The organism is Pseudoalteromonas sp. JSTW (genome assembly GCF_013423925.1).
Taxonomy (GTDB): Bacteria; Pseudomonadota; Gammaproteobacteria; order Enterobacterales; family Alteromonadaceae; genus Pseudoalteromonas; species Pseudoalteromonas lipolytica.
The window spans coordinates 3476615-3496833 of record NZ_CP058972.1; the positions used below are offsets into that span (position 1 = coordinate 3476615).

General features: G+C 41.9%; 21 protein-coding genes. 18 read left to right on the forward strand and 3 right to left on the reverse strand.

Annotated elements, in window-relative coordinates:
• The first annotated feature begins 99 nt into the window (after positions 1 to 99).
• From GZH31_RS15690 to GZH31_RS15715, 6 genes are all read left to right on the forward strand, one after another.
• Positions 100 to 717, forward strand: a complete 618-nt coding sequence (locus tag GZH31_RS15690; protein ID WP_036973502.1) for a methylthioribulose 1-phosphate dehydratase — start codon at positions 100 to 102, stop codon at positions 715 to 717.
• Positions 714 to 1400: an acireductone synthase gene (gene mtnC / locus GZH31_RS15695; protein ID WP_036973505.1), complete on the forward strand. Its 687-nt coding sequence runs from the start codon at positions 714 to 716 to the stop codon at positions 1398 to 1400. The genes GZH31_RS15690 and mtnC overlap by 4 nt, the downstream gene beginning before the upstream one ends.
• Positions 1397 to 1939 carry an acireductone dioxygenase gene (locus GZH31_RS15700; protein WP_180311227.1) on the forward strand — a complete coding sequence of 181 codons (543 nt, stop codon included), beginning with the start codon at positions 1397 to 1399 and terminating at the stop codon, positions 1937 to 1939. Before mtnC ends, GZH31_RS15700 begins: the two co-directional genes overlap by 4 nt.
• A gap of 1 nt (position 1940) precedes the next feature.
• Entirely contained in the window at positions 1941 to 2282 is a 342-nt protein-coding gene (locus GZH31_RS15705; protein WP_180311228.1) for a gamma-glutamylcyclotransferase family protein, read from the forward strand.
• A gap of 98 nt (positions 2283 to 2380) precedes the next feature.
• Positions 2381 to 2935 (forward strand): winged helix-turn-helix domain-containing protein, encoded by a 555-nt coding sequence (locus GZH31_RS15710; RefSeq protein ID WP_180311229.1) that lies wholly within the window; start codon positions 2381 to 2383, stop codon positions 2933 to 2935.
• Positions 2923 to 4545, forward strand: coding sequence for a hypothetical protein (locus tag GZH31_RS15715; RefSeq protein WP_180311230.1), 1623 nt, complete (start codon positions 2923 to 2925; stop codon positions 4543 to 4545). The genes GZH31_RS15710 and GZH31_RS15715 overlap by 13 nt, the downstream gene beginning before the upstream one ends.
• Here GZH31_RS15715 and mtnA read toward each other — a convergent pair whose 3' ends face one another.
• The gene (gene mtnA, locus GZH31_RS15720) at positions 4546 to 5571 is read right to left on the reverse strand and encodes an S-methyl-5-thioribose-1-phosphate isomerase (protein WP_180311231.1); all 1026 of its coding nucleotides are present in this window, start codon (positions 5569 to 5571) and stop codon (positions 4546 to 4548) included.
• Positions 5572 to 5704: 133 nt separating this feature from the next.
• Here mtnA and mtnK point away from each other — a divergent pair, with 133 nt between their 5' ends.
• Positions 5705 to 6922 (forward strand): S-methyl-5-thioribose kinase, encoded by a 1218-nt coding sequence (gene mtnK / locus GZH31_RS15725; RefSeq protein ID WP_075594210.1) that lies wholly within the window; start codon positions 5705 to 5707, stop codon positions 6920 to 6922.
• Between the two features lie 54 nt (positions 6923 to 6976).
• Here mtnK and GZH31_RS15730 read toward each other — a convergent pair whose 3' ends face one another.
• Both GZH31_RS15730 and GZH31_RS15735 read right to left on the reverse strand, forming a co-directional pair.
• On the reverse strand, positions 6977 to 8461 hold the full coding sequence (locus GZH31_RS15730; protein ID WP_065979454.1) for an FMN-binding glutamate synthase family protein: 1485 nt from the start codon (positions 8459 to 8461) through the stop codon (positions 6977 to 6979).
• Positions 8462 to 8575: 114 nt separating this feature from the next.
• Positions 8576 to 10240: a DUF885 family protein gene (locus GZH31_RS15735; protein WP_374027200.1), complete on the reverse strand. Its 1665-nt coding sequence runs from the start codon at positions 10238 to 10240 to the stop codon at positions 8576 to 8578.
• Between the two features lie 174 nt (positions 10241 to 10414).
• Between GZH31_RS15735 and GZH31_RS15740 the strand changes: the two genes are divergently transcribed.
• From GZH31_RS15740 to hemB, 11 genes are all read left to right on the forward strand, one after another.
• Positions 10415 to 11401: a GGDEF domain-containing protein gene (locus tag GZH31_RS15740; RefSeq protein WP_036973756.1), complete on the forward strand. Its 987-nt coding sequence runs from the start codon at positions 10415 to 10417 to the stop codon at positions 11399 to 11401.
• A gap of 114 nt (positions 11402 to 11515) precedes the next feature.
• The gene (gene ubiE / locus GZH31_RS15745; protein ID WP_036973531.1) at positions 11516 to 12271 is read left to right on the forward strand and encodes a bifunctional demethylmenaquinone methyltransferase/2-methoxy-6-polyprenyl-1,4-benzoquinol methylase UbiE; all 756 of its coding nucleotides are present in this window, start codon (positions 11516 to 11518) and stop codon (positions 12269 to 12271) included.
• A 27-nt stretch (positions 12272 to 12298) separates the two neighbouring features.
• The gene (locus GZH31_RS15750) at positions 12299 to 12904 is read left to right on the forward strand and encodes an SCP2 domain-containing protein (protein ID WP_036973533.1); all 606 of its coding nucleotides are present in this window, start codon (positions 12299 to 12301) and stop codon (positions 12902 to 12904) included.
• 17 nt (positions 12905 to 12921) lie between these two features.
• Positions 12922 to 14523 (forward strand): ubiquinone biosynthesis regulatory protein kinase UbiB, encoded by a 1602-nt coding sequence (ubiB, locus tag GZH31_RS15755; RefSeq protein ID WP_065979457.1) that lies wholly within the window; start codon positions 12922 to 12924, stop codon positions 14521 to 14523.
• Positions 14524 to 14601: 78 nt separating this feature from the next.
• Positions 14602 to 14838, forward strand: a complete 237-nt coding sequence (tatA, locus tag GZH31_RS15760; RefSeq protein WP_036973536.1) for a twin-arginine translocase TatA/TatE family subunit — start codon at positions 14602 to 14604, stop codon at positions 14836 to 14838.
• Positions 14839 to 14843: 5 nt separating this feature from the next.
• Complete coding sequence (tatB, locus tag GZH31_RS15765; protein ID WP_180311233.1) at positions 14844 to 15173, forward strand: Sec-independent protein translocase protein TatB; 330 nt, start codon at positions 14844 to 14846, stop codon at positions 15171 to 15173.
• 48 nt (positions 15174 to 15221) lie between these two features.
• Positions 15222 to 15962, forward strand: a complete 741-nt coding sequence (gene tatC / locus GZH31_RS15770) for a twin-arginine translocase subunit TatC (RefSeq protein ID WP_036973540.1) — start codon at positions 15222 to 15224, stop codon at positions 15960 to 15962.
• Complete coding sequence (locus tag GZH31_RS15775; protein ID WP_036973544.1) at positions 15963 to 16490, forward strand: hypothetical protein; 528 nt, start codon at positions 15963 to 15965, stop codon at positions 16488 to 16490.
• The gene (locus GZH31_RS15780) at positions 16490 to 17272 is read left to right on the forward strand and encodes a TatD family hydrolase (RefSeq protein ID WP_065979458.1); all 783 of its coding nucleotides are present in this window, start codon (positions 16490 to 16492) and stop codon (positions 17270 to 17272) included. Before GZH31_RS15775 ends, GZH31_RS15780 begins: the two co-directional genes overlap by 1 nt.
• Position 17273: 1 nt before the next feature.
• Entirely contained in the window at positions 17274 to 19130 is a 1857-nt protein-coding gene (locus tag GZH31_RS15785; RefSeq protein WP_065979459.1) for a diguanylate cyclase, read from the forward strand.
• Between the two features lie 12 nt (positions 19131 to 19142).
• Positions 19143 to 20153, forward strand: coding sequence for a porphobilinogen synthase (hemB, locus tag GZH31_RS15790; RefSeq protein ID WP_065979460.1), 1011 nt, complete (start codon positions 19143 to 19145; stop codon positions 20151 to 20153).
• Positions 20154 to 20219: the final 66 nt, after the last annotated feature.

Sequence of the window (20219 nt, forward strand, 5' to 3'; positions counted from 1 at the left end):
AGAGGTTCCTTAAAGATGGTTTTGCGCTCGAAGCGATGCTATCATTGCTTAAAACAGATGTATAGCCGTCTAAATAACTTTTAGAAAGTCGAGGAATGTATGCATAACAATACCGCTATTTCAGAACTAATAGAAGCAGGTAAATGGGTAAGCCAACGAGGTTGGGTCCCAGCAACCGGTGGTAATTTTTCAGCCCGCACAGAAACGGGTTATGTCGTCACCGCCAGTGGTTTCGATAAAGGCCAGCTCGGTACACATGCATTTATTGAGTTGGACCACGCAGGCAACCGCACTAAAGGGTCGGGAAAACCCTCGGCAGAAACAGAACTACACTTGAACATGTATAAGCTGATCCCTTCTGCAAAATTTGTTTTACATACCCACTCGGTTGCTGCCACCGTTTTATCTCGCGTCATAAAAGGACATGCCATTAATTTACATGGCTACGAGATGCAAAAGTCACTCAGTGGTGTTACCTCACATTTAGATACGCTAAGCATTCCTATATTCGACAACGATCAAGACATTGATCGCCTAAGTCTATTAGTAAGCGATCATCACCTGCATACGCCAATAGAGCACGCGGTGCTTATTCGCGGCCACGGTCTCTATGTTGTCGGCAGAGACATCAAAGAAGTATTGCGCCATTTAGAAGGGCTGGAGTTTTTATTTAGTTGCGAGCTTGAGCGCCTAAAACTGGAAGGTATCCACGCATGATCAAAGCCATTTTAACTGACATTGAAGGCACTATCACACGCATTTCATTTGTGAAAGATGTGCTATTCCCTTATGCCGCTGAAAAGCTTCCTGCGTTTATTAAAGCACACCAAGACGATCACGATGTCGCGGAACATATTGCGAGTGTAAAAGCACACATTGAACAGCCAGAAGCTGACCTAGAAACGGTGATTAGTACTTTACTTCATTGGATTGAAACGGATCAAAAAGTAACGCCATTAAAACAGTTACAAGGTTTAATTTGGCAAACAGGTTATGAAAATGGTGATTTTACCGGTCACCTTTATCCTGATGCGTACGCTTTTTTAAACGCGCAAAAACAAGCAGGAAGAAGCCTGTATGTTTACTCATCAGGCTCAGTAAAAGCACAGCACCTTATTTTTCAATATTCTGACTATGGTGATGTGAGACCTCTTTTTAGTGATTACTTCGATACCAAAGTGGGCGCAAAACAAGAGCAAAGCGCTTACAACACAATTATCGCTGCACTGCCATTTGACGCCTCTGAGGTGCTATTTTTAAGCGACGTTGCTGCTGAATTAGAGGCAGCTAAAGCGGCAGGTTTACGCACTTTGCACCTTATTCGCGATGGCCAAGACAGTACCAGCGAGCATCCTTATATTAATGATTTTAGTGAATTTAGTGCGGAGTATTTAGCATGAGCCAGTTAACAGTTTTTAATGATAACAATGCCGATGACATCATTTTTCACAGCGACGACTCAAACGCCATAGCAACGAAACTAAATGCAGTGGGTGTACGCTTTGAACAGTGGCAGGCGAATGCACATATTGATGAAACAACCAGCCATGATGCTATTTTAAGTGCGTACGCTCACGACATTGAGCGCTTAAAGCGTGAAGGAGGTTATCAAACTGTTGATGTTATCTCGCTCGCAAAAGGCAACCCTAATGCCGCTGAGTTACGTGGTAAGTTTTTATTTGAACATACCCACAGCGAAGATGAAGTACGCTTTTTTGTAAAAGGCCAAGGGCTTTTTTGTCTGCATGTCGATAATAAAGTATACCAAGTGCTGTGCCAGCAAGGTGACTTAATTTCGGTGCCAGAATTAACCCCTCATTGGTTTGACATGGGCAGCAACCCTGAATTTACTGCTATTCGCTTATTTAATAATACCGAAGGCTGGGTGGCTAAAAGCACAGATTCAGCTATCGCGAATGACTTTCCATTGCTTGATTAATATGGAAAAGCTTTTCTCATACGGCACTTTGCAATATAAACAGGTGCAACTCGATACCTTCGGGCGTTTGCTCGAAGGTCAGTCTGCGACTTTAACAGGGTACATTGTCGGTGAAATTGAAATTACTGATCCTGCGGTGTTAAAAAGCAGTGGCCAGCGTTTTCATCCTGCGTTAATTAAAACAGGTGAAGACTGCGACATTGTGAATGGCACAATTTATTTAATCACCGAACAAGAGTTGGCCCAAGCCGATGACTATGAGGTAGATGACTATCAACGCATTGCAGAAAAATTCCAATGTAATACTTCTGCTTGGTTATATGTTGCAAAAAACGGCCTTTAATTTACAAATATAAAACAAAAAAACCCAATTCAAAAACAACTTCTGGTATCATCACCTCATCAATGCTCAGTACTTAATTATTAGCTAAAGGACTACACATGGGGTCGGTAATTTCACCCTTACGCGATAATATTATTTATGTTGGCGAATGGCAGCTAAACATATCATTGCAAACAATTAATGACGGCGTGCATGCTCGCGAGCTAGAGCCGCTGTTATTTAAGTTACTGTGCTATTTTATTGAACATAATGAACGTATTATTTCTCGCCAAGAGCTGGCGGACAACATTTGGCAGCAAAGCTACGTTGATGATAATGCCATCAATCGAGCGATATCGGAGCTTAGAAAAGCACTCAAATCAGAAAAGCAGCCTGGCCAAAGTATCAAAACACATTACCGTAAAGGGTATAGTTTATTTATTCCTGTCAGCTCAAATAAAACCGAGACAGTCACTACAGAACAGCAAAATCAACATGAATCTTCGAGTGAAGTCGCTGCCGCTGAATCATCTTCACACAGTCATCCCAAAAGAAATGTAAATTGGTCGTGGTCAATTCCCGCCATATTAATAGCAACGCTAATTTGTTTTTTCTGGTTTTTTCAGATAAACCTGCGGCAAGTAGTGAAACCAGACAAACCATGCCTTTTCTAGCATTAGATGCTGACACTATTTCTTGGCATAAAGGCAGTTACTCTCACTTACTACTGCCCCCCGATAAAAGTAAGCTTGCTTATTTGCTCACACCTCTCAAGCAAAATGACATAATGAATATCTATGTAATGGACCTAAAAACCAAAAAAGAGTTTTTAGTTGACTCAGGTGACGCTTATATTCAGGGCTGGTCTGATGATGGTCTGCGCTTATTTTATGTCAAATGTAAACCCGGTGACTATAGTCAGTGCCAACAATGGCAGGCCAGTGACTTTTTTTCTGAAACAATCAAAAAATCCCCCCTGTCGTATCCTTATTCTTCAGGTGATAAGTTAACGCAATACACAGAAGTCGGGGATACCGCTATTTTTCGACGTAATCATTATCGTGGCTTAAGCCAATTATTTGCGCTTTACGCTTATGATAAAAAAACAGCAGAAGAAATCCGCATTACATCACCCAATATTACTGGCACAGGTGATTATTTATTAACGACATTATCAAATCCTGAACGGATTATTTTTGAACGCCACAACACTGGCCAAGCAGAAATTTATATGGCAAACCTAGACGGTAGCTCCATGAAGCTGCTCACGACAAATAACTATAGATCATGGGCTGCCACGTATGATGAACCCAGTAATTCGCTCATTTGGTATAACCGTGCCAATTCGACTATTGAATCATTTTCGTTCGACTCAATGACCCGAGCCCACGCTATTAAAGCCCCCGTTAAAGACGCTAACTACGCTTACCCACTCAACAAAGAGTCGCTGTTAATAAGTACCGATCTGCATGATCTAGATGCCAGTGTTTTTGATTTAAAGACGCAAGAAATGAGCTACATAGCCACCGCTAATAAGCATGAAAATTCTGCTGTAGCGCTTGCAAATGGTGATGTTTATTTTGCCGATACCTATTACGATAAGCGTGAACATTGGCTTAAAACCAATAACCAATATATCCCTATTTCTGATAGGGTTGGCACTGACAATATCATTGTTTCTGCCAATGAAAACAGCACGCGTTTATTGAGTTTCAATAAACACACGCATCAACTCTCACTATTAGATGCCACAGACTTTAAGACAATTAAGCAATGGCAAATACCAGGCCGAATTGTGCTCGCTAAAATACGTAAAAACCGCATTGCGGTAATCTACGCCGATGCAACCACCTTACAAAATCAGTTAATGCTATTGAATACTGTCAATACAGAAACACTCATCAGCACGATTGATACACCCCTTGCTATCGCTTGGCGTAATGATCATCAATTGATTGTGCATGCCAAACACACACAGTTTTTAGAACTTGATAGCCAAACTAATCGCTACCATGAATTACCTATGCCAGATAAGTTGACTGCAATAAAACCGTCAATAGTAACGATGGCGAGTAATGAGCAAACACTGTTTGTCGCCACCTCTGCTGACATTTACAGTGCCGCTTTAGAGGAACTAACGGAAGTGAATACACTGATTAAAATGAAACCGTCTAACTATATTTTGCACCTCAACGCACAAAATGAAAAATTAGCGATTTCATTCGTAACCGCTAATAATCAAAACAGTATTGAGCTTTACACTGAGAAAAGACCCCGCAACTAGTTATTTTAATTGCGTTAATACACCTTGCTCGATATCAGCATACTCGTAAACACCGGTATCTAATACCCAGCCTGTAACCAACTTTGCAGGCGTGACATCAAAAGCAGGGTTATACACTGATGCATTCGTAGGTGCCCACTGTGCTTCACCAAAACTACCGCTCACACCACGTACTTCAGCGGGGCTTCGCTGTTCAATCTCAATATCATCACCACAGGCTGTTTGCGTATCAAGTGTTGTTAGCGGCGCAACCACGTAAAACGGAATATTATGAAAGTGAGCCAATACTGCCAAATTATACGTACCCACTTTATTAGCAAAGTCGCCGTTTGCAGCAATACGATCGGCACCTACAAAAATTTTATCGACCTTACCCGCAGCCATTAAGCTTGCTGCCATATTGTCGCAAATTAACGTGTAAGGTATTTGCCAGCGCTCAAGCTCAAATGCAGTTAATCGGCCCCCTTGCAATAATGGGCGTGTTTCATCAACCCAGACATGCAGATCTCCATGGCGCTGGTGAGCTTTATAAATCACACCTAACGCTGTGCCGACTCCCGCCGTAGCTAATGCTCCAGTATTACAATGAGTAAGAATATTATCGCCTTTAGCAACAAGCTCAGCACCACGCTGTGCCATGCTGTCACACAGCGCAATGTCTTCAAAAAATAACTGCTCAGCCGTGTCTACAACAGCCTCAACATATGCAGGTTGCATTAATGCCTCACGAAGCTGTGCCATACAGTGCATTAAATTCACAGCAGTCGGACGCGTTGCTTCTAATTCATCAATCGCTGAAGCAAGCTCTGCTTTACTCATACCTTGCTCTGCTAAATGAGCAACGAGTACGCTGGCACCTAAGCCAATTAAAGGGGCACCACGAATTTTTAAAGTCAAAATCAGTTCTTTCATCGTTTCAACATCATTGCATACATGCCAATGCTGTTGATGAGGCAATAAGTACTGATCAAGCACAGTTAAGGTATTTTGCTGATATTTAATACTACTCGCGATGAGATCTTGCATAGTGCATCCAGATTACTAATTTGATGAAAGGGTATTTTACATCAGTTTACACAACTAACAAGCTGGATGTATGGACATCTAAACGCTTACAGGTATAGAATGCCCAAAGTTAATAATATTTTGAGATAGAGCCATGGCTAATTACACTGCCTTCACTGCAGAGCATGCTGTTGATTACATTAAAAAACTTACCGAAAGTGAACTCAGTTCAGTGTTTACTCCTAACGCTGAGCTGTCAGCGTACGAGTTCGGCGACGGAAATCTAAACTTAGTTTTCCGGGTCACTGATCAACACAACAACAGTGTAATTTTAAAGCAAGCTTTACCCTATGCTCGCTGCGTGGGTGAGTCATGGCCGTTATCGTTAGACCGTGCGCGTATCGAGGCTGACGTCTTGATAAATCATGGTTCATTATGCCCAGAGCACACCGTAGCCATTTTGCACCACAATGCTGAGCTTGCATTAACCGTGCTGGAAGACTTAGGTCACTTACAAATTTTACGTGGTGCACAAATAAATGCCGAGCAGTTCCCTAAATTAGCCAGTCATGTTGCCCAATATCTCAGTCGCACCGGTTTTTATAACTCCGACTTTTATCTTTCTGCCGACGATAAAAAAGCCAAAGTGAGCCAATTTATCAACCCAGATTTATGTAAGATCACTGAGGACCTCTTTTTCACTGACCCTTATATCGAGCACGAGCGCAATCACTTCCCGGCTGAACTCAATTCGTCAGTGCAACACATTCGTAATAACAACGCGCTAAAACTTGCCGCAGCGAAATTAAAAGCTAGGTTCTTATCGTGTCCGCAAACCTTGTTACACGGCGATATGCACAGCGGCAGTATTTTTGTTGATAACAACACAACCAAGATGATCGACCCAGAGTTTGGCTTTTTTGGCCCAGTTGGTTTCGATATCGGTTCATTTATGGGTAATTTATTACTTAATTACTGCGCGCAAAATGGCCGTATAGCTGAATTAGCAAAGCGTCGCCAATATCAAACGCATTTATTAACATGCTTACAAGACTGCTATAGCCAGTTTGAAGAGCAGTGGTTGAACTTAGCAAGTAATGAGACAACCGATGTAAGCTTTGCTAACCGCGCCTTTACAGAAGATTACTTAAAAAGCGTGTTGCATGATGCCATTGGTTATTGCGGTGCAGAACTTATTCGCCGTACGATTGGCCTTGCCCACGTTGCTGACATTGACGGCATTGAAAACGAGCAAGCACGCTTAGCTGTGCAGCAACAAACCTTAGTGTTAGGCGAGCAATTGATGCTTAACGCAACAAGTTGCGATAATAAAGATGAATTTTTTACCTTATTGATCAGCTTATTAAACTAGTTATTCAGCTACCCAATGAATAAGGCGCTTATCGCGCCTTATTGAATCTCATCATTATTTATTGTAATGCTCATACATTTTATCAAGCGGTTCTGACAACCCATTTTCTTGTACAACACGCACATGGTGGCGCGCAAGTTCTCGGGCGCTCGACACGCCACATGAATGAGCAATTAAGCCTGCACCGTAGTGAATAAACTTATTGTAATTTGCAACTCGCTGCGCTTTGTCTGTCACATCTAAGCCGCGTTGTAATCGCTCATTGTGCGTTGTAATACCGGTCGGGCAAGTATCTTTATTGCATTGTAATGCTTGAATACAGCCTAATGAAAACATATGTCCGCGCGCTGACACAATAAAATCAGCCCCCAAAGCCAATGCCCAAGCCACTTTCGACGGGACGATTAATTTACCCGATGCAATCACTTTTACCCGCTCTCTTAAACCATGTTTTTTCAGCAAATCAACGACCAAAGGTAAGCTTTCTTTTAGAGGTAAACCAACAGAATCCATCAATGGCTGCGGGGCAGCCCCAGTGCCACCATCAGCACTATCAATGGTAATAAAGTCTGGTGCTGACTCAATACCGCGATTGTTAATTTCACTGAATAAGGTTTCAAGCCACGTATACTCACCGATTACTGCTTTAAATCCTGTGGGTTTTCCTGTCGTAGCTCTAACAGTTTCAATCATATCGAGTAAATCAGCAGGTTTTTTTATTTCTGGGTGCCCATTAGGGCTAATCGAATCATGTCCTTCTGGTATGCCACGGATTTTAGCGATTTCTGCGGTGACTTTTCGGCCCGGCAACATGCCACCTTTGCCCGGTTTTGCGCCTTGGCTCATTTTAATTTCGAACATTTTTACTTGCTCATGACTAGCAATCGCTTTGAGTTTTTCGAGGCTCAGTTTGCCCTGCTCATCTCTGACACCATATTTTGCCGTACCAATCTGAAATACAATATCAGCTCCTCCTTCCAGATGATAAGGACTCAACCCCCCTTCACCTGTATTCATCCAGCATCCCGCGAGTTTTGCGCCTCGAGATAAAGCGCGAACAGCCGGTTTTGAAAGTGCTCCAAAGCTCATGCCCGAAATATTAAATAATGCATTGGTAGAATAAGGTTTTTCACAATAGGGTCCCAAGGTGACATGACTAGGTTCGAGTGCCTCTTCATCGAGCGTCGGAAATGCACAGTTCATGAACATCACAGTGCCTGTGGCTTCTAAGCTTTGAGTGGAACCAAATGCCGTAGTACGGTCAACATTTTTTGCTGCTCGGTAGACCCAACTTCGATCGGCACGGTTAAACGGAAGCTCCTCTCTGTCCATCGCAAAAAAATACTGGCGAAAAAACTCACCTTGGCGTTCAAAAAAGTAACGAAAACGCCCTATCACAGGGTAATTACGACGAATAGCCTGTTTCGACTGCGTCACATCACTAATGTAAAAACAGATGATTACCAACAGCCCTATCCCTAACGCAAAGATAAACAAGCTGGCAAATACATCGATACTAAAAATTATAAAATCACTCATTCAAGACTCCTGTGTGATGATGACGTCCTTGCAAATCATATAAGCAGTTTAAAATACGCGCAACAAACAAAAAAGGCGTGTTTTAAACACGCCTTTTTTAATCAGCTCAATTGCTTAGGCTCGCTTTGCTAATTCAGCCTTAATATAAAGTTGAATTTGCTCTTCAAGCACCGACATCGGCACAGAACCATGACGTAATATTTGGTGATGGAATTCACGCACATCAAAATCTTGACCCAGTGCTTGTTCAGCTTCATGGCGCAAGCGTTTTATCGTTAATTCACCGATTTTGTAAGACAGCGCTTGTGCTGGCCATGAGATGTAGCGGTCGGTTTCTGTTTTTACATTATGCAGTGAAAGCGCCGTGTTTTCGCTCATGAACGTCATCGCACGCTCACGACTCCAACCATACATATGCATCCCCGTATCAACGACTAAACGTGCAGCTCGCCACATTTCGTAAGTTAATCGACCAAAATCACTGTATGGGTCTTGGTAAAAACCGGCTTCAATACCTAAAAATTCAGAATATAGCCCCCAACCTTCACCAAATGCCGACAAATACGCATTACGACGATAGCTTGGTAGCGATTCCAGCTCTGAATTTAATGAAATTTGTAAGTGATGTCCTGGCACAGCTTCGTGCAGAGTTAACGCTTCAAGTACATACAAAGGACGTTTATCAAGCGCATAAGTATTGACCCAGTAATAGCCCGCTTGGTCGTCACGGCGTGATCCCGAATAACGCCCCGTGGTGTATTTAGGCGCAATGCTAGCTGGCACTGGTGCAACACCGTAAGGCATTCTTGGTAACGTATGGAATAGTTTAGGAAGCTGTGCGTCCATTTTTTTAGCAATGTAAGACGCTTCTTTTAATAATTCTTCAGGCGTTTTGGCATAAAACTGCGGATCTGTACGCAAAAAATGCACAAAGTCGGCAAAGCTGCCTTCAAAACCAACCTCTTTAATGATTTTATCCATTTCTGCACGGATACGCGCGACCTCTTGCAAACCCAATTCATGGATTTCTTTTGGCGTCATATCTGTTGTTGTGTAGTACTTCGCACGGTTTTCATAAAATGCTTTGCCGTTAGGCGTACTCGAAATACCAATCTCTTTACGAGCACCCGGTTGGTATTCGTTATTAAAGAAAGTCAGGTAGCCTTGGTATGCAGGAATCACCTGTTCTTTTATAATCTTTTGTGCCTGTTGTTGACGCTGTAAAAATTCGCTCTCACTGAGCCCTGCAGTATTTTTTAAAAAGGGTTTATAAAACTCAGATTGTGTCGCATCATCAACTATATATGCTGTAATCGAATCTTGATAACCCTCTAAAACGGCTTGCGGTTGCGTTAATCCAACCTCAAGGCCCTTACGCATCCAGCCAATGTTTTGCTGAAAAAAGCGGGGAATTTGCTGCAGTTTGGCAAGATAAACGTCGTAATCTTTCGCTTTCGTGTAATCGGAGCTTGAGATCATAAATGAGAGGCTCGAATGAAAGCCATATTCAGACGTTAACGGCATGTAGTGGGTATTAAACACATATTCATCAACACTATTTTGTACTTGGCCACGTAAAATCGTTAAATTTATACGATTTTCTTCCGACAATTTATCGCGGTCGATGGCATCTAGCTCTGCAAGGAGTTCGGTATTTTTTTGGTATTTTTGTTCTAAAAACTCAGCAGATAAATTTGCTAATAAATAACCATTAACGCCGTTTTCTTTACCATAAGGGCTGATACTTTCACGGTAATTGACCACATTTTCTGCTTTGATACAGCCGTAAAACAGACGCTTTTAACACAATTAGCGCCAAGTTTTATCTCTCGTGATTACGTGTTATGCGGGTTTATATAAGGTGCTTGGATGCAATTAAACCTTACGGAAGAGATGATTAATTGGTTGTTATGCGTATTTAGTGGTATTGAAAAAATGATGTTCCATGATTCCATGGCTATTGCTCAAGAAAAAATGACAAAGGTATGTATCTTTTTAGAACATCATGCATTACCGCCGTCACCACTTAATTACCAGGTTGTATATACATATGTCAGCCAGTCTAATCTAAAACTTAATGCCGCACTGGATCGCGCCATCGCGCAAAAAAAGCCGATCGACAGTATCTTTATAGAGCAACTGTATTTTGATTTTATGGAGCAAGGCCATAAAATGAAAACAGCGATTGTACGTAATGTTGATTCTGTTCTGGGCACACTAACGCGCAATGCAAACAATAATGAACAAAATATTGTTCGCTTTACTGAACAAATTAGTGATTGTGTACACGCCATTGACGAAAACAACTTAGAACAAACACGTCATGCGCTAAAAATGCTCAGTAAACAATCAGAACATTTACTGGCTCAACATCGCCAATTTAAACAAGAAATCGCAAAAGCCAAAGCACTACAAGATAAGACCCAAAAACAACTCACCCAACTTCGTAAACAGCACATCACCGATCAGCAAACTGGTTTGTATAAACGTCATTATTTAAATCAACAAACACAATTGTGGCTTGGTCAAAGAAAAGCGGTGTGCGCCATTGCGATTCAAATAGAAAACCTTGAGCACTTCATCAATAATTACGGTGATGTCATTGGCGAGGTGATCTTGAATAAGGTCGCCAAACAAGTGCAAAAATATGTCCTTGAAAGTGGTTTACCAGGGCGCACTGGCAAAGATGAATTTACTATTTTACTGGCTGATATTGAGCCTGAGACGGCTAATTTAATTGCTGAAAAAGTGCGTAATGGTGTTGAAAAGCTGCGCTTTATTAGTTCAAAGAATGGCACAAAACTACCCGCTATTCATCTTGCTTTAGGGATTGCTAAACATCAAGATGAAGACGACTTCAACAGCTTAGTCCGCAAAGCTTCGCTTGCTGCTGCGAAAGCAAAGTCACTAGGTCAAAGCAGTTTTATTGCCGGCCAATAAACCTGCGCTAAATCATAAAAGCCAATGCTAATCTGATGATTTAGTTATAATCAAATTGCACCCCACAGCTACAATCAAGTACACTAGTCTTTATTGCCACGATAGAGACAAATCATGAACGAGAATCAACAAAAGACCACGCATTTTGGCTATAAAACTGTTGCTGAAAACGACAAAGCATCTATGGTTGCAGATGTATTCCACTCAGTCGCTGCAAAATATGACGTTATGAATGATCTTATGTCGTTCGGTATTCATCGTTTATGGAAGCGTCAAACAATTGCCAGCTCTGGTGTTCGCAAAGGCCATTACGTATTAGACCTTGCAGGCGGTACTGGCGATTTAACGTCGAAGTTTAGCCAACTCGTCGGTGAAACAGGTCAAGTAATCTTGGGTGATATCAACTCTTCAATGCTAAAAGTCGGCCGTGAAAAGTTACGTAACCTAGGCCGAGTAGGCAATATTGAATACGTACAAATGAATGCTGAAGCGCTGCCATTCCCTGATAACAGCTTTGATTTAATCACCATCGCATTTGGTCTTCGTAACGTAACTGACAAAGACAAAGCGCTGCGCTCAATGTACCGCATCCTTAAACCAGGTGGTCGTTTACTCGTTCTTGAATTTTCTAAACCAGAACATGAAGCGCTCAGCAAAGCGTACGATTTTTATTCATTCAATATTTTGCCAAAAATGGGGCAACTAGTTGCAAATGATAGCGAATCTTACCAGTACCTAGCCGAATCGATTCGTATGCACCCAGACCAAGAAACGCTGAAAAGCATGATGGAAGATGCGGGCTTCGAACACACTAGCTATCAAAACCTCACCGGCGGTATTGTCGCCTTACACCGTGGTTTTAAATACTAAAATTAAACAGATTAAGTAGGTAACGCGATGTTAGCAAATGCTCTGTTATCACTGGTAGAACGAATCATTAATCATGTTTTGCAGCTAGACTCGTCTCTAAAGGACAACCTAGCGGCTATTTCAGACAAGCAATTACTGATTGAGATCCGTGATTGGCAACAGCGCATTTTATGCGTATACAGTGATGAGCAAATACACTTATATAGCACTGCAGAGCATCACTTCGACTGCATGATCAGTGCTGATATTGACACTCTGCTCACGCTGAAAAATCCAGCAATGCTAACCCAGTTAATCCGCCAAGATAAATTAGATTTACAAGGCGATTTACACATAGCTCAAGGCTTTAGTAATGCCTTTGCTGCACTTAATATTGATTGGCCAGAGCATTTTTCACGTTATATTGGCGACGCACCAGCACAGCAGCTATGGCTGTCTTTGCAAGCAATGAAACGTCACGGTGTGAACGTAAAAAATAAACTCGAAAATACACTGACCACCTTATGCCAAGACGAGCTTGCAGTGACAATTCACCCACTTGAACTGGCTGAGTTTAAGCAACAGAACCGCCAATTAAAGAACCAAGTGTCTCAACTCGAGATGCGAATAAACGCCTTATTAAAGTCATGCTAGTGCGCTAAGGATATTGTGTGTCAACTGCTCGTCTGTATTACATCACAAAAACATTACTGAGCTTCGGCTTAGACGAACTGATCCCACGTAAAAAAATACCTTGGTTTGCCACATTAGCGCGAGGCAGTTTATTTTGGTTACGCAATCAACATAAAGATAAACCTGCGGGGATGCGTTTACGCTTAGCCTTACAAGAGTTAGGGCCTGTGTGGATTAAGTTTGGGCAAATGCTCTCTACACGCCGCGATTTATTACCGCATGATATTGCGCTTGAACTGGCTTTGTTACAAGACCAAGTTGAGCCCTTCGAAGGAGAGCTTGCTCAGCAACTGATTGAAAAAGCGCTTGGTATAAATGACATTAGTGAGCTTTTTAATGACTTTTCGCAAACCCCTCTCGCGTCAGCATCCATTGCACAAGTGCATACGGCAACCTTGCTAGATGAGCATGGTGAAGAGCAAAATGTCGTTATTAAAGTTATTCGCCCTAATATTAAAGAGCAGATAGACGCCGACTTAATGCTGATGCAAAAGGTCGCTAAGCTCGTTGCAAAACTTTTAAAAGAAGCCAAACGTTTGCGCCCTATTGAGGTGGTAAATGAGTACAAGAAAACCTTACTAGATGAGCTCGACTTAATGCGCGAAGGCGCGAATGCCATTCAATTACGTCGCAACTTCGAGGGCTCAGATTCTCTCTATATTCCCTTTGTTTACAGCGATTATAGCCGCAGTAATGTCTTAGTTATGGAGCGTATTTATGGTATTCCTGTCTCTGATACCGAAGCGCTCCTTGCACAAAACACCAATATGCAATTACTCGCTGAACGCGGTGTCGAGGTCTTCTTTACACAAGTCTTCCGCGACAGCTTTTTCCATGCAGATATGCATCCGGGCAATATTTTTGTTTCTCGCGAGACGCCCCATAACCCTCAATATATTGGCATTGATTGCGGCATTGTCGGCACCTTAAATAGAGAAGATAAACGTTACCTTGCAGAAAACTTTATTGCCTTTTTTAATCGTGATTACCGCCAAGTAGCGCAGCTGCATGTTGATTCGGGGTGGGTCCCCGCAGATACCAGTATTGAAGAATTCGAGTTTGCGATTCGCACAGTATGTGAGCCCATTTTCAATAAACCACTGGCTGAAATTTCATTTGGTCACGTACTGGTTAATTTATTTAATACCGCACGTCGCTTTAATATGCAGGTTCAACCGCAATTGGTGTTATTACAGAAGACACTGTTATATGTTGAAGGTCTTGGCAGGCAACTTTATCCGCAGCTTGATCTGTGGAAAACCGCTAAGCCATTTTTAGAAGAATGGGTTAAAGAACAAGTGGGTCCGCTTGCAGTGATGAAAAAAATGTACGCGAACTTACCATTCTGGGCTGAAAAAATGCCTGAATTACCCGATTTAATCTATCAAAACTTAAAGCGTCATCAACAACCTGTACAATTGCCGCAGGAGTCGTCGTCAAAACCTCTGCTCCTGAGCATTTTTGCGGGCAGTTGCTTTATTGTGTCGGGACTGTGTTATTTACAGGATGACCTAATTGCAGCAGGCATCACAACAGGACTTGCTGTGGTTGGTTTTATTGCAGCTTGGCGCAGCGCATAAACTAAGTGCTATTTATGTTTTGGTGAGTATAATCAAAACAAGTACATTCAATCAATTTGATAAAATATGGAGTAACCCATGCTTAGTGGTATCAGTATTTGGCAATTAGTCATTATCTTAGCAATTATTGTATTGTTATTTGGCACTAAAAAATTACGTGGCATTGGTGGCGACTTGGGCAGTGCAGTAAAAGGCTTTAAAAAAGCCGTGTCTGAAGACGATAAAACCAGCAGCAACAACGAGCAGATCGAGCAAGCGTCTAATACGCAAAGCAAAGAGACCGCAGAAAAAAGCAAAGACGACCATAAGGTTTAATCAATATGGGGATGTGGGAACTTGTTGTCGTACTGATTGTAGGCCTAATTGTCTTAGGGCCTGAGCGCTTGCCTGTCGCAATACGCACCGTTAGTCGCTGGATGAAAACGCTTAAGTCAGTTGCCAACTCAGTGAAAGCTGAAGTAAACGAAGAACTCCGTGTCCATGAACTTCATGAAAACTTAAAAAAAGCAGAGCAGCAAAACTTAAAAGAGTTATCACCTGAACTGCAAGACTCTGTGAACGAACTGCAAAAAGCAGCACAGTCTGTCACCCACAGCTACAAAAAAGACAACCAAGAAGAAACGAAAGTTGAAAACAGTGAAAAAAAATGAAATTAATTTTTCTTTTAGTTGTCCATTTTAGAGAGTATTTATAACACTATGACTGAGCAAGCTCATTCAGGCTTTGTGGGCCATTTAATTGAGTTACGAAATCGACTCATGAAAGCGCTCCTAAGCACTTTGCTGGTATTTATCGTCTTGATATTTTTTATGTACGATATTTATGATTTTATATCTGCACCCTTAGTATCAAACTTACCCAGTAACACAAGCATGATTGCTACAGATGTTACTTCTGTTGTTATAGTTCCGATTAAACTTACTCTGTTTTTAGCTTTTTTAATTGCCATACCCATGATATTGCACCAAGTTTGGGGGTTTATCGCACCCGGCTTGTATCAAAATGAGAAAAAAATGTTAGTACCCATTTTGATTTCAAGTGTGTTTTTATTTTATGGTGGGGTCAGCTTTTGTTATTTCGTCGTGCTGCCAATGATACTGGCTTTTTTCACTGCAGCAGGTCCCGAGATGATGACCTTAGCCCCTGACATAGGCAGCTATCTAAGCTTTGTTATTAAGCTTTTCTATGCATTTGGCATTGCTTTTGAAATACCAGTTGCCATTATGCTGTTATGCTGGAGCGGTGCGACAACCACTAAAAGCTTAAAAGAGAAACGCCCATATATCGTGGTCGGTGTGTTCGTGGTAGCCATGTTCTTAACCCCACCCGATGTATTGTCACAAACATTATTAGCATTACCCATGCTGTTGTTATTTGAGTTAGGCTTAATTTTGGCTGCATTTTATACCGCCAAACCCCAACAGGAATCAGAGGAATAAATGAAAAAACAACTAATTCCCTTTATTGCACTACTTACAGTTGCAGGCACAACGCACGCTAACGAAATTAATATTCAAGCATTGCAAGCCTGTACTTTTGTTGAAAACGACTTTAATCGCTTGCTTTGTTACGACAACATTATGGCAGGTAAATCACTGACTAAACCTGCAGCAAACAAACAAATTGAAAAGCCTGTAACAAACGCCGCCGCAGTTTCGGCACCTGCTGTAGTTGCTTCATCAAACCAAGTTGTTAAGACAAAAAATGAAGATTTTGGTCTAGAGCACAAAGAAGCAACAAAAGACAATGATGATGAGATTAGTGCCGTCGTTAAAAGCGTTGAAAAAGCCGCGTATGGCGAGCTCATCATCGAACTGAAAAATGGTCAACAATGGCGTCAAATTGGCTCAGATAGTTTACGTCTAAAAGCCAATGACACAGTCGTGATTGAGCGCGGTATTTTTAATTCATTTTTATTGAAAGTTGAAGGTCAAAACCGCTCAATTCGTGTTAAGCGCACAAACTAATGAGCACACGGCTTGTTGATGCTGGCGTCAACTTAAGCAATCATCAATTTGATGATCGTCACGCCGCTGTCATACAGCGAGCTGAGGCTGCGGGTGTAACGCAAATGCTATTGATTGGCTGTGATTTACAAAGCAGCCATGACTCATTACAGCTTGCAAAGCAATTTAATCTGCTGTGTACCGCCGGAGTTCATCCCCACGATGCGAAAACAGCCACTGAGGCACTTGAGAGTGAGCTAAGCGCACTTGTTAACCATGCACAGGTGGTTGCTATTGGTGAATGTGGGCTCGATTACAATCGCGATTTTTCTCCACGTGATGTACAACGAAGCGTTTTAAGAAGACAGCTGGCACTTGCTGAAACACTTAACATGCCTGTTTATCTTCATGAGCGAGATGCCAGCGAAGATATGTTTCAGATTCTAGCCGATTACAACGTACGTGGCGTATTACATTGCTTTACAGGTGATGCATCAGCATTACAAAATTACCTGGCGCTTGGGCTTTATATTGGCGTTACAGGCTGGGTGTGTGATGAACGCCGTGGTGAACAACTACAGGCGCTTGTGCCCGACATCCCATTAGAACGTTTGCTTATTGAAACAGATGCCCCTTTTTTATTGCCAAGAACCATTAAGCCTAAACCTAAGTCTCGGCGGAACGAGCCACAGTATCTTACCTATGTATGCCAGCAAATTGCTGACTTAAAAGGCTGTGAATTTACTGAAGTGGCAAAACAAACTACACTAAACTTTCAGACATTATTTACCACAAAGGGTTAAAATGAAGCGCCTATGGTCACTATGTGGCGTACTCTTCGTTGTTTTATTCAGTCATTATTTAAAGGCTAACCCTATCGCCGTTAGCTCGCACTTTAAGTCTCAACAAATCATAAATGTTGAGTACACGCTCGAGCCTATTACTCAGCAACAAGCATTTATCAGTAAAGATATCGACTGGCAAAAAAATCAAGCTGACACTCTTAACTTGGGCTTAAACCTGACACCCTTGTGGCTAAAGGTATCGATAAAAAATACCTCCTTGAATGATCTCACTCTGATTCTCTCGATCGATAACCCACTTCTTGATGAAGTCAGTGTTTTTCATGTGCAAGGTAGGCACATTCTGTCAAAGACCAAAATTGGCGACGCACTGCCGCTTGCAAATCGGCAAATAAAGAATGAGTCCTTACTTGTTCCACTCATTTTGCCTAAAGCAAGTCATACGGAAGTATTTTTAAGAGTTGAGAATGAGGGCGGATTACGTGTCCCACTTAGTCTATGGGAGCCGTCTGAATACCTTAAATATAAAAGTAAATTTAACTTACTCTATGGATTATTAGTTGGTTTTATTCTTTCTTTGGCGATCACTAACCTCGTCCTGTACGGTTTTTCAAGACGCCGTTACTTTGCCTACACAGGTATTTTACTAACCTCATTATGGTTAACACTTGCTTATATATATGGTTTTGGGTATCGCTACTTACAACCGAGTGGTTTAACATTCCAGCAGTTGGCAATCCCGAGTCTATTTTTTATAAGTGGTGCGCTATTTGTTCCTATACAACGGTGTATTTTTAGCACTGATAATAAAACCCTGAGTCGCACTCAATATTGGTTAGCCTGGGCCATGATACTGATGACAGTATTAATGTGGTTTCTCCCTAAACATTTTGCACTCTCACTGTGTTTAATCAGCTTGCCTGTATTACTACTGGTGTTTTTCATCATTGCCATGAAGCAATTTAACCAGGCGTACAAGCAACCAAGCATTGCCTTCCTTATTGGTTTATCTGCATTTTTCTCTGCGATTATTTACAGTGGTTTAGGTGTCTTTAACCCATTTAATTTAAATATTGGTATGCTTTCTCTTACGTTTGTTTGCTTCTTAATTTGTAGTCTGAGCTTATGTTATGCCGTTATTAAATTATTCTTGATGCAACGTGATGCCGAAGTCGTGTCACAACAAAACGCATTAGCAGAGAGTAAAGCGCAAGATACCTTAATGCGGGAGCGCTTAGCCCTTCAAGAACAAGCTCGGCAAGATTTAGAGGCTAACATTGAAGAGCGAACATTTGAGCTGCAAGTTACCCTACGTGAGCTTGAAGACAAAAATCGTGAGCTTGAGCAGCTCAATATGGAAGATGCATTAACGAAAACGAAAAATCGCCGTTATTTCGATAAGAAATTAATAATGGATATTCGCCGCTCTCGCCGGGAACAAACCCCGCTTAGCGTCATTATGCTCGATATTGACCATTTTAAAGCAATTAATGACAATTTTGGCCACTTAACCGGTGACCAAACCATTCAAACGACTGCAAATATTATTAAAGAACACTTAAAGCGCCCTCTCGATGAAGTCGCCCGGTATGGTGGGGAAGAGTTTGTTGTACTCTTGCCTAACACCCCCCTTGAAGGTGCCCTAATAATTGCTGAACAAATACGCAAAGCCGCTGCTAACACTGATATAATAGTTGCCGGAACAACGATTAAATTTACACTCAGTGCCGGTGTTTTCAGCGCCGTTGCAGAAGACGTTAATAAACCAAGTTTATTCACAGACTATGCCGACAAAGCCCTTTATCACGCAAAGCAAACAGGCCGTAATCGCGTAGTAAGTTATCCTCTACCAGACTAGGAGTATAAAAGCATGGCCCAATCAGGACTCGATCTTTTCCCATATACACGTATGCGCCGTATGCGCCGTGATAATTTCTCTCGACGCCTTATGGCTGAAAACCAACTAACCGTGAATGATCTTATTTTCCCTGTTTTTGTGTTAGAAGGTAAAAACCGCCGTGAAGCCATTGAATCTATGCCGGGGATTGAGCGCCTTTCTATCGACTTATTGCTAGAAGAAGCCAAAGAGCTTGTTGAATTAGGTGTACCCGCTGTCGCGATTTTTCCTGTTACACCGAGTGATAAAAAATCACTGCTCGCTGAAGAAGCTTACAACCCAGATGCACTTGCACAACGCACTGTGCGTGCACTAAAAGAAGCATTTCCAGAGCTGGGTGTAATCACTGATGTTGCACTCGATCCATTCACTGTGCATGGCCAAGACGGCATTATTGATGACGAAGGCTATGTGATTAACGATGTGACAACTGAAATACTCGTAAAACAAGCACTTTCACATGCCGAAGCCGGTGCTGATGTCGTCGCCCCATCTGACATGATGGATGGTCGCATCGGTGCAATTCGAGAAGCATTAGAAGCGCAAGGCCATATCCATACTCGCATCATGGCGTATTCTGCTAAATACGCTTCAAGCTATTATGGACCATTCCGTGATGCGGTAGGCTCAGCAGGTAATTTAAAAGGTGCCGACAAAAAAACCTATCAAATGGATCCAGCAAATTCAGATGAAGCCTTGCGTGAAGTAGCGTTAGACCTACAAGAAGGTGCAGATATGGTGATGGTTAAACCTGGCATGCCATATTTAGATGTTGTACGTCGCGTGAAAGACGAGTTTGGCGTACCAACATTTGCGTATCAAGTGAGCGGTGAATATGCCATGCATAAAGCAGCCATTGATAATGGTTGGCTTGCAGAAGAGGCAATAATCATGGAATCTTTACTGGCCTTTAAACGTGCAGGTGCCGATGGCATCCTCACTTATTTTGCTAAACAAGCAGCAACGTGGTTAAAAAATAACTAACCTAAAGTAAATAGTCTAAAAAACAGTGATTATTTCACTTTTATTAACATTTTGTATTCAATTTGT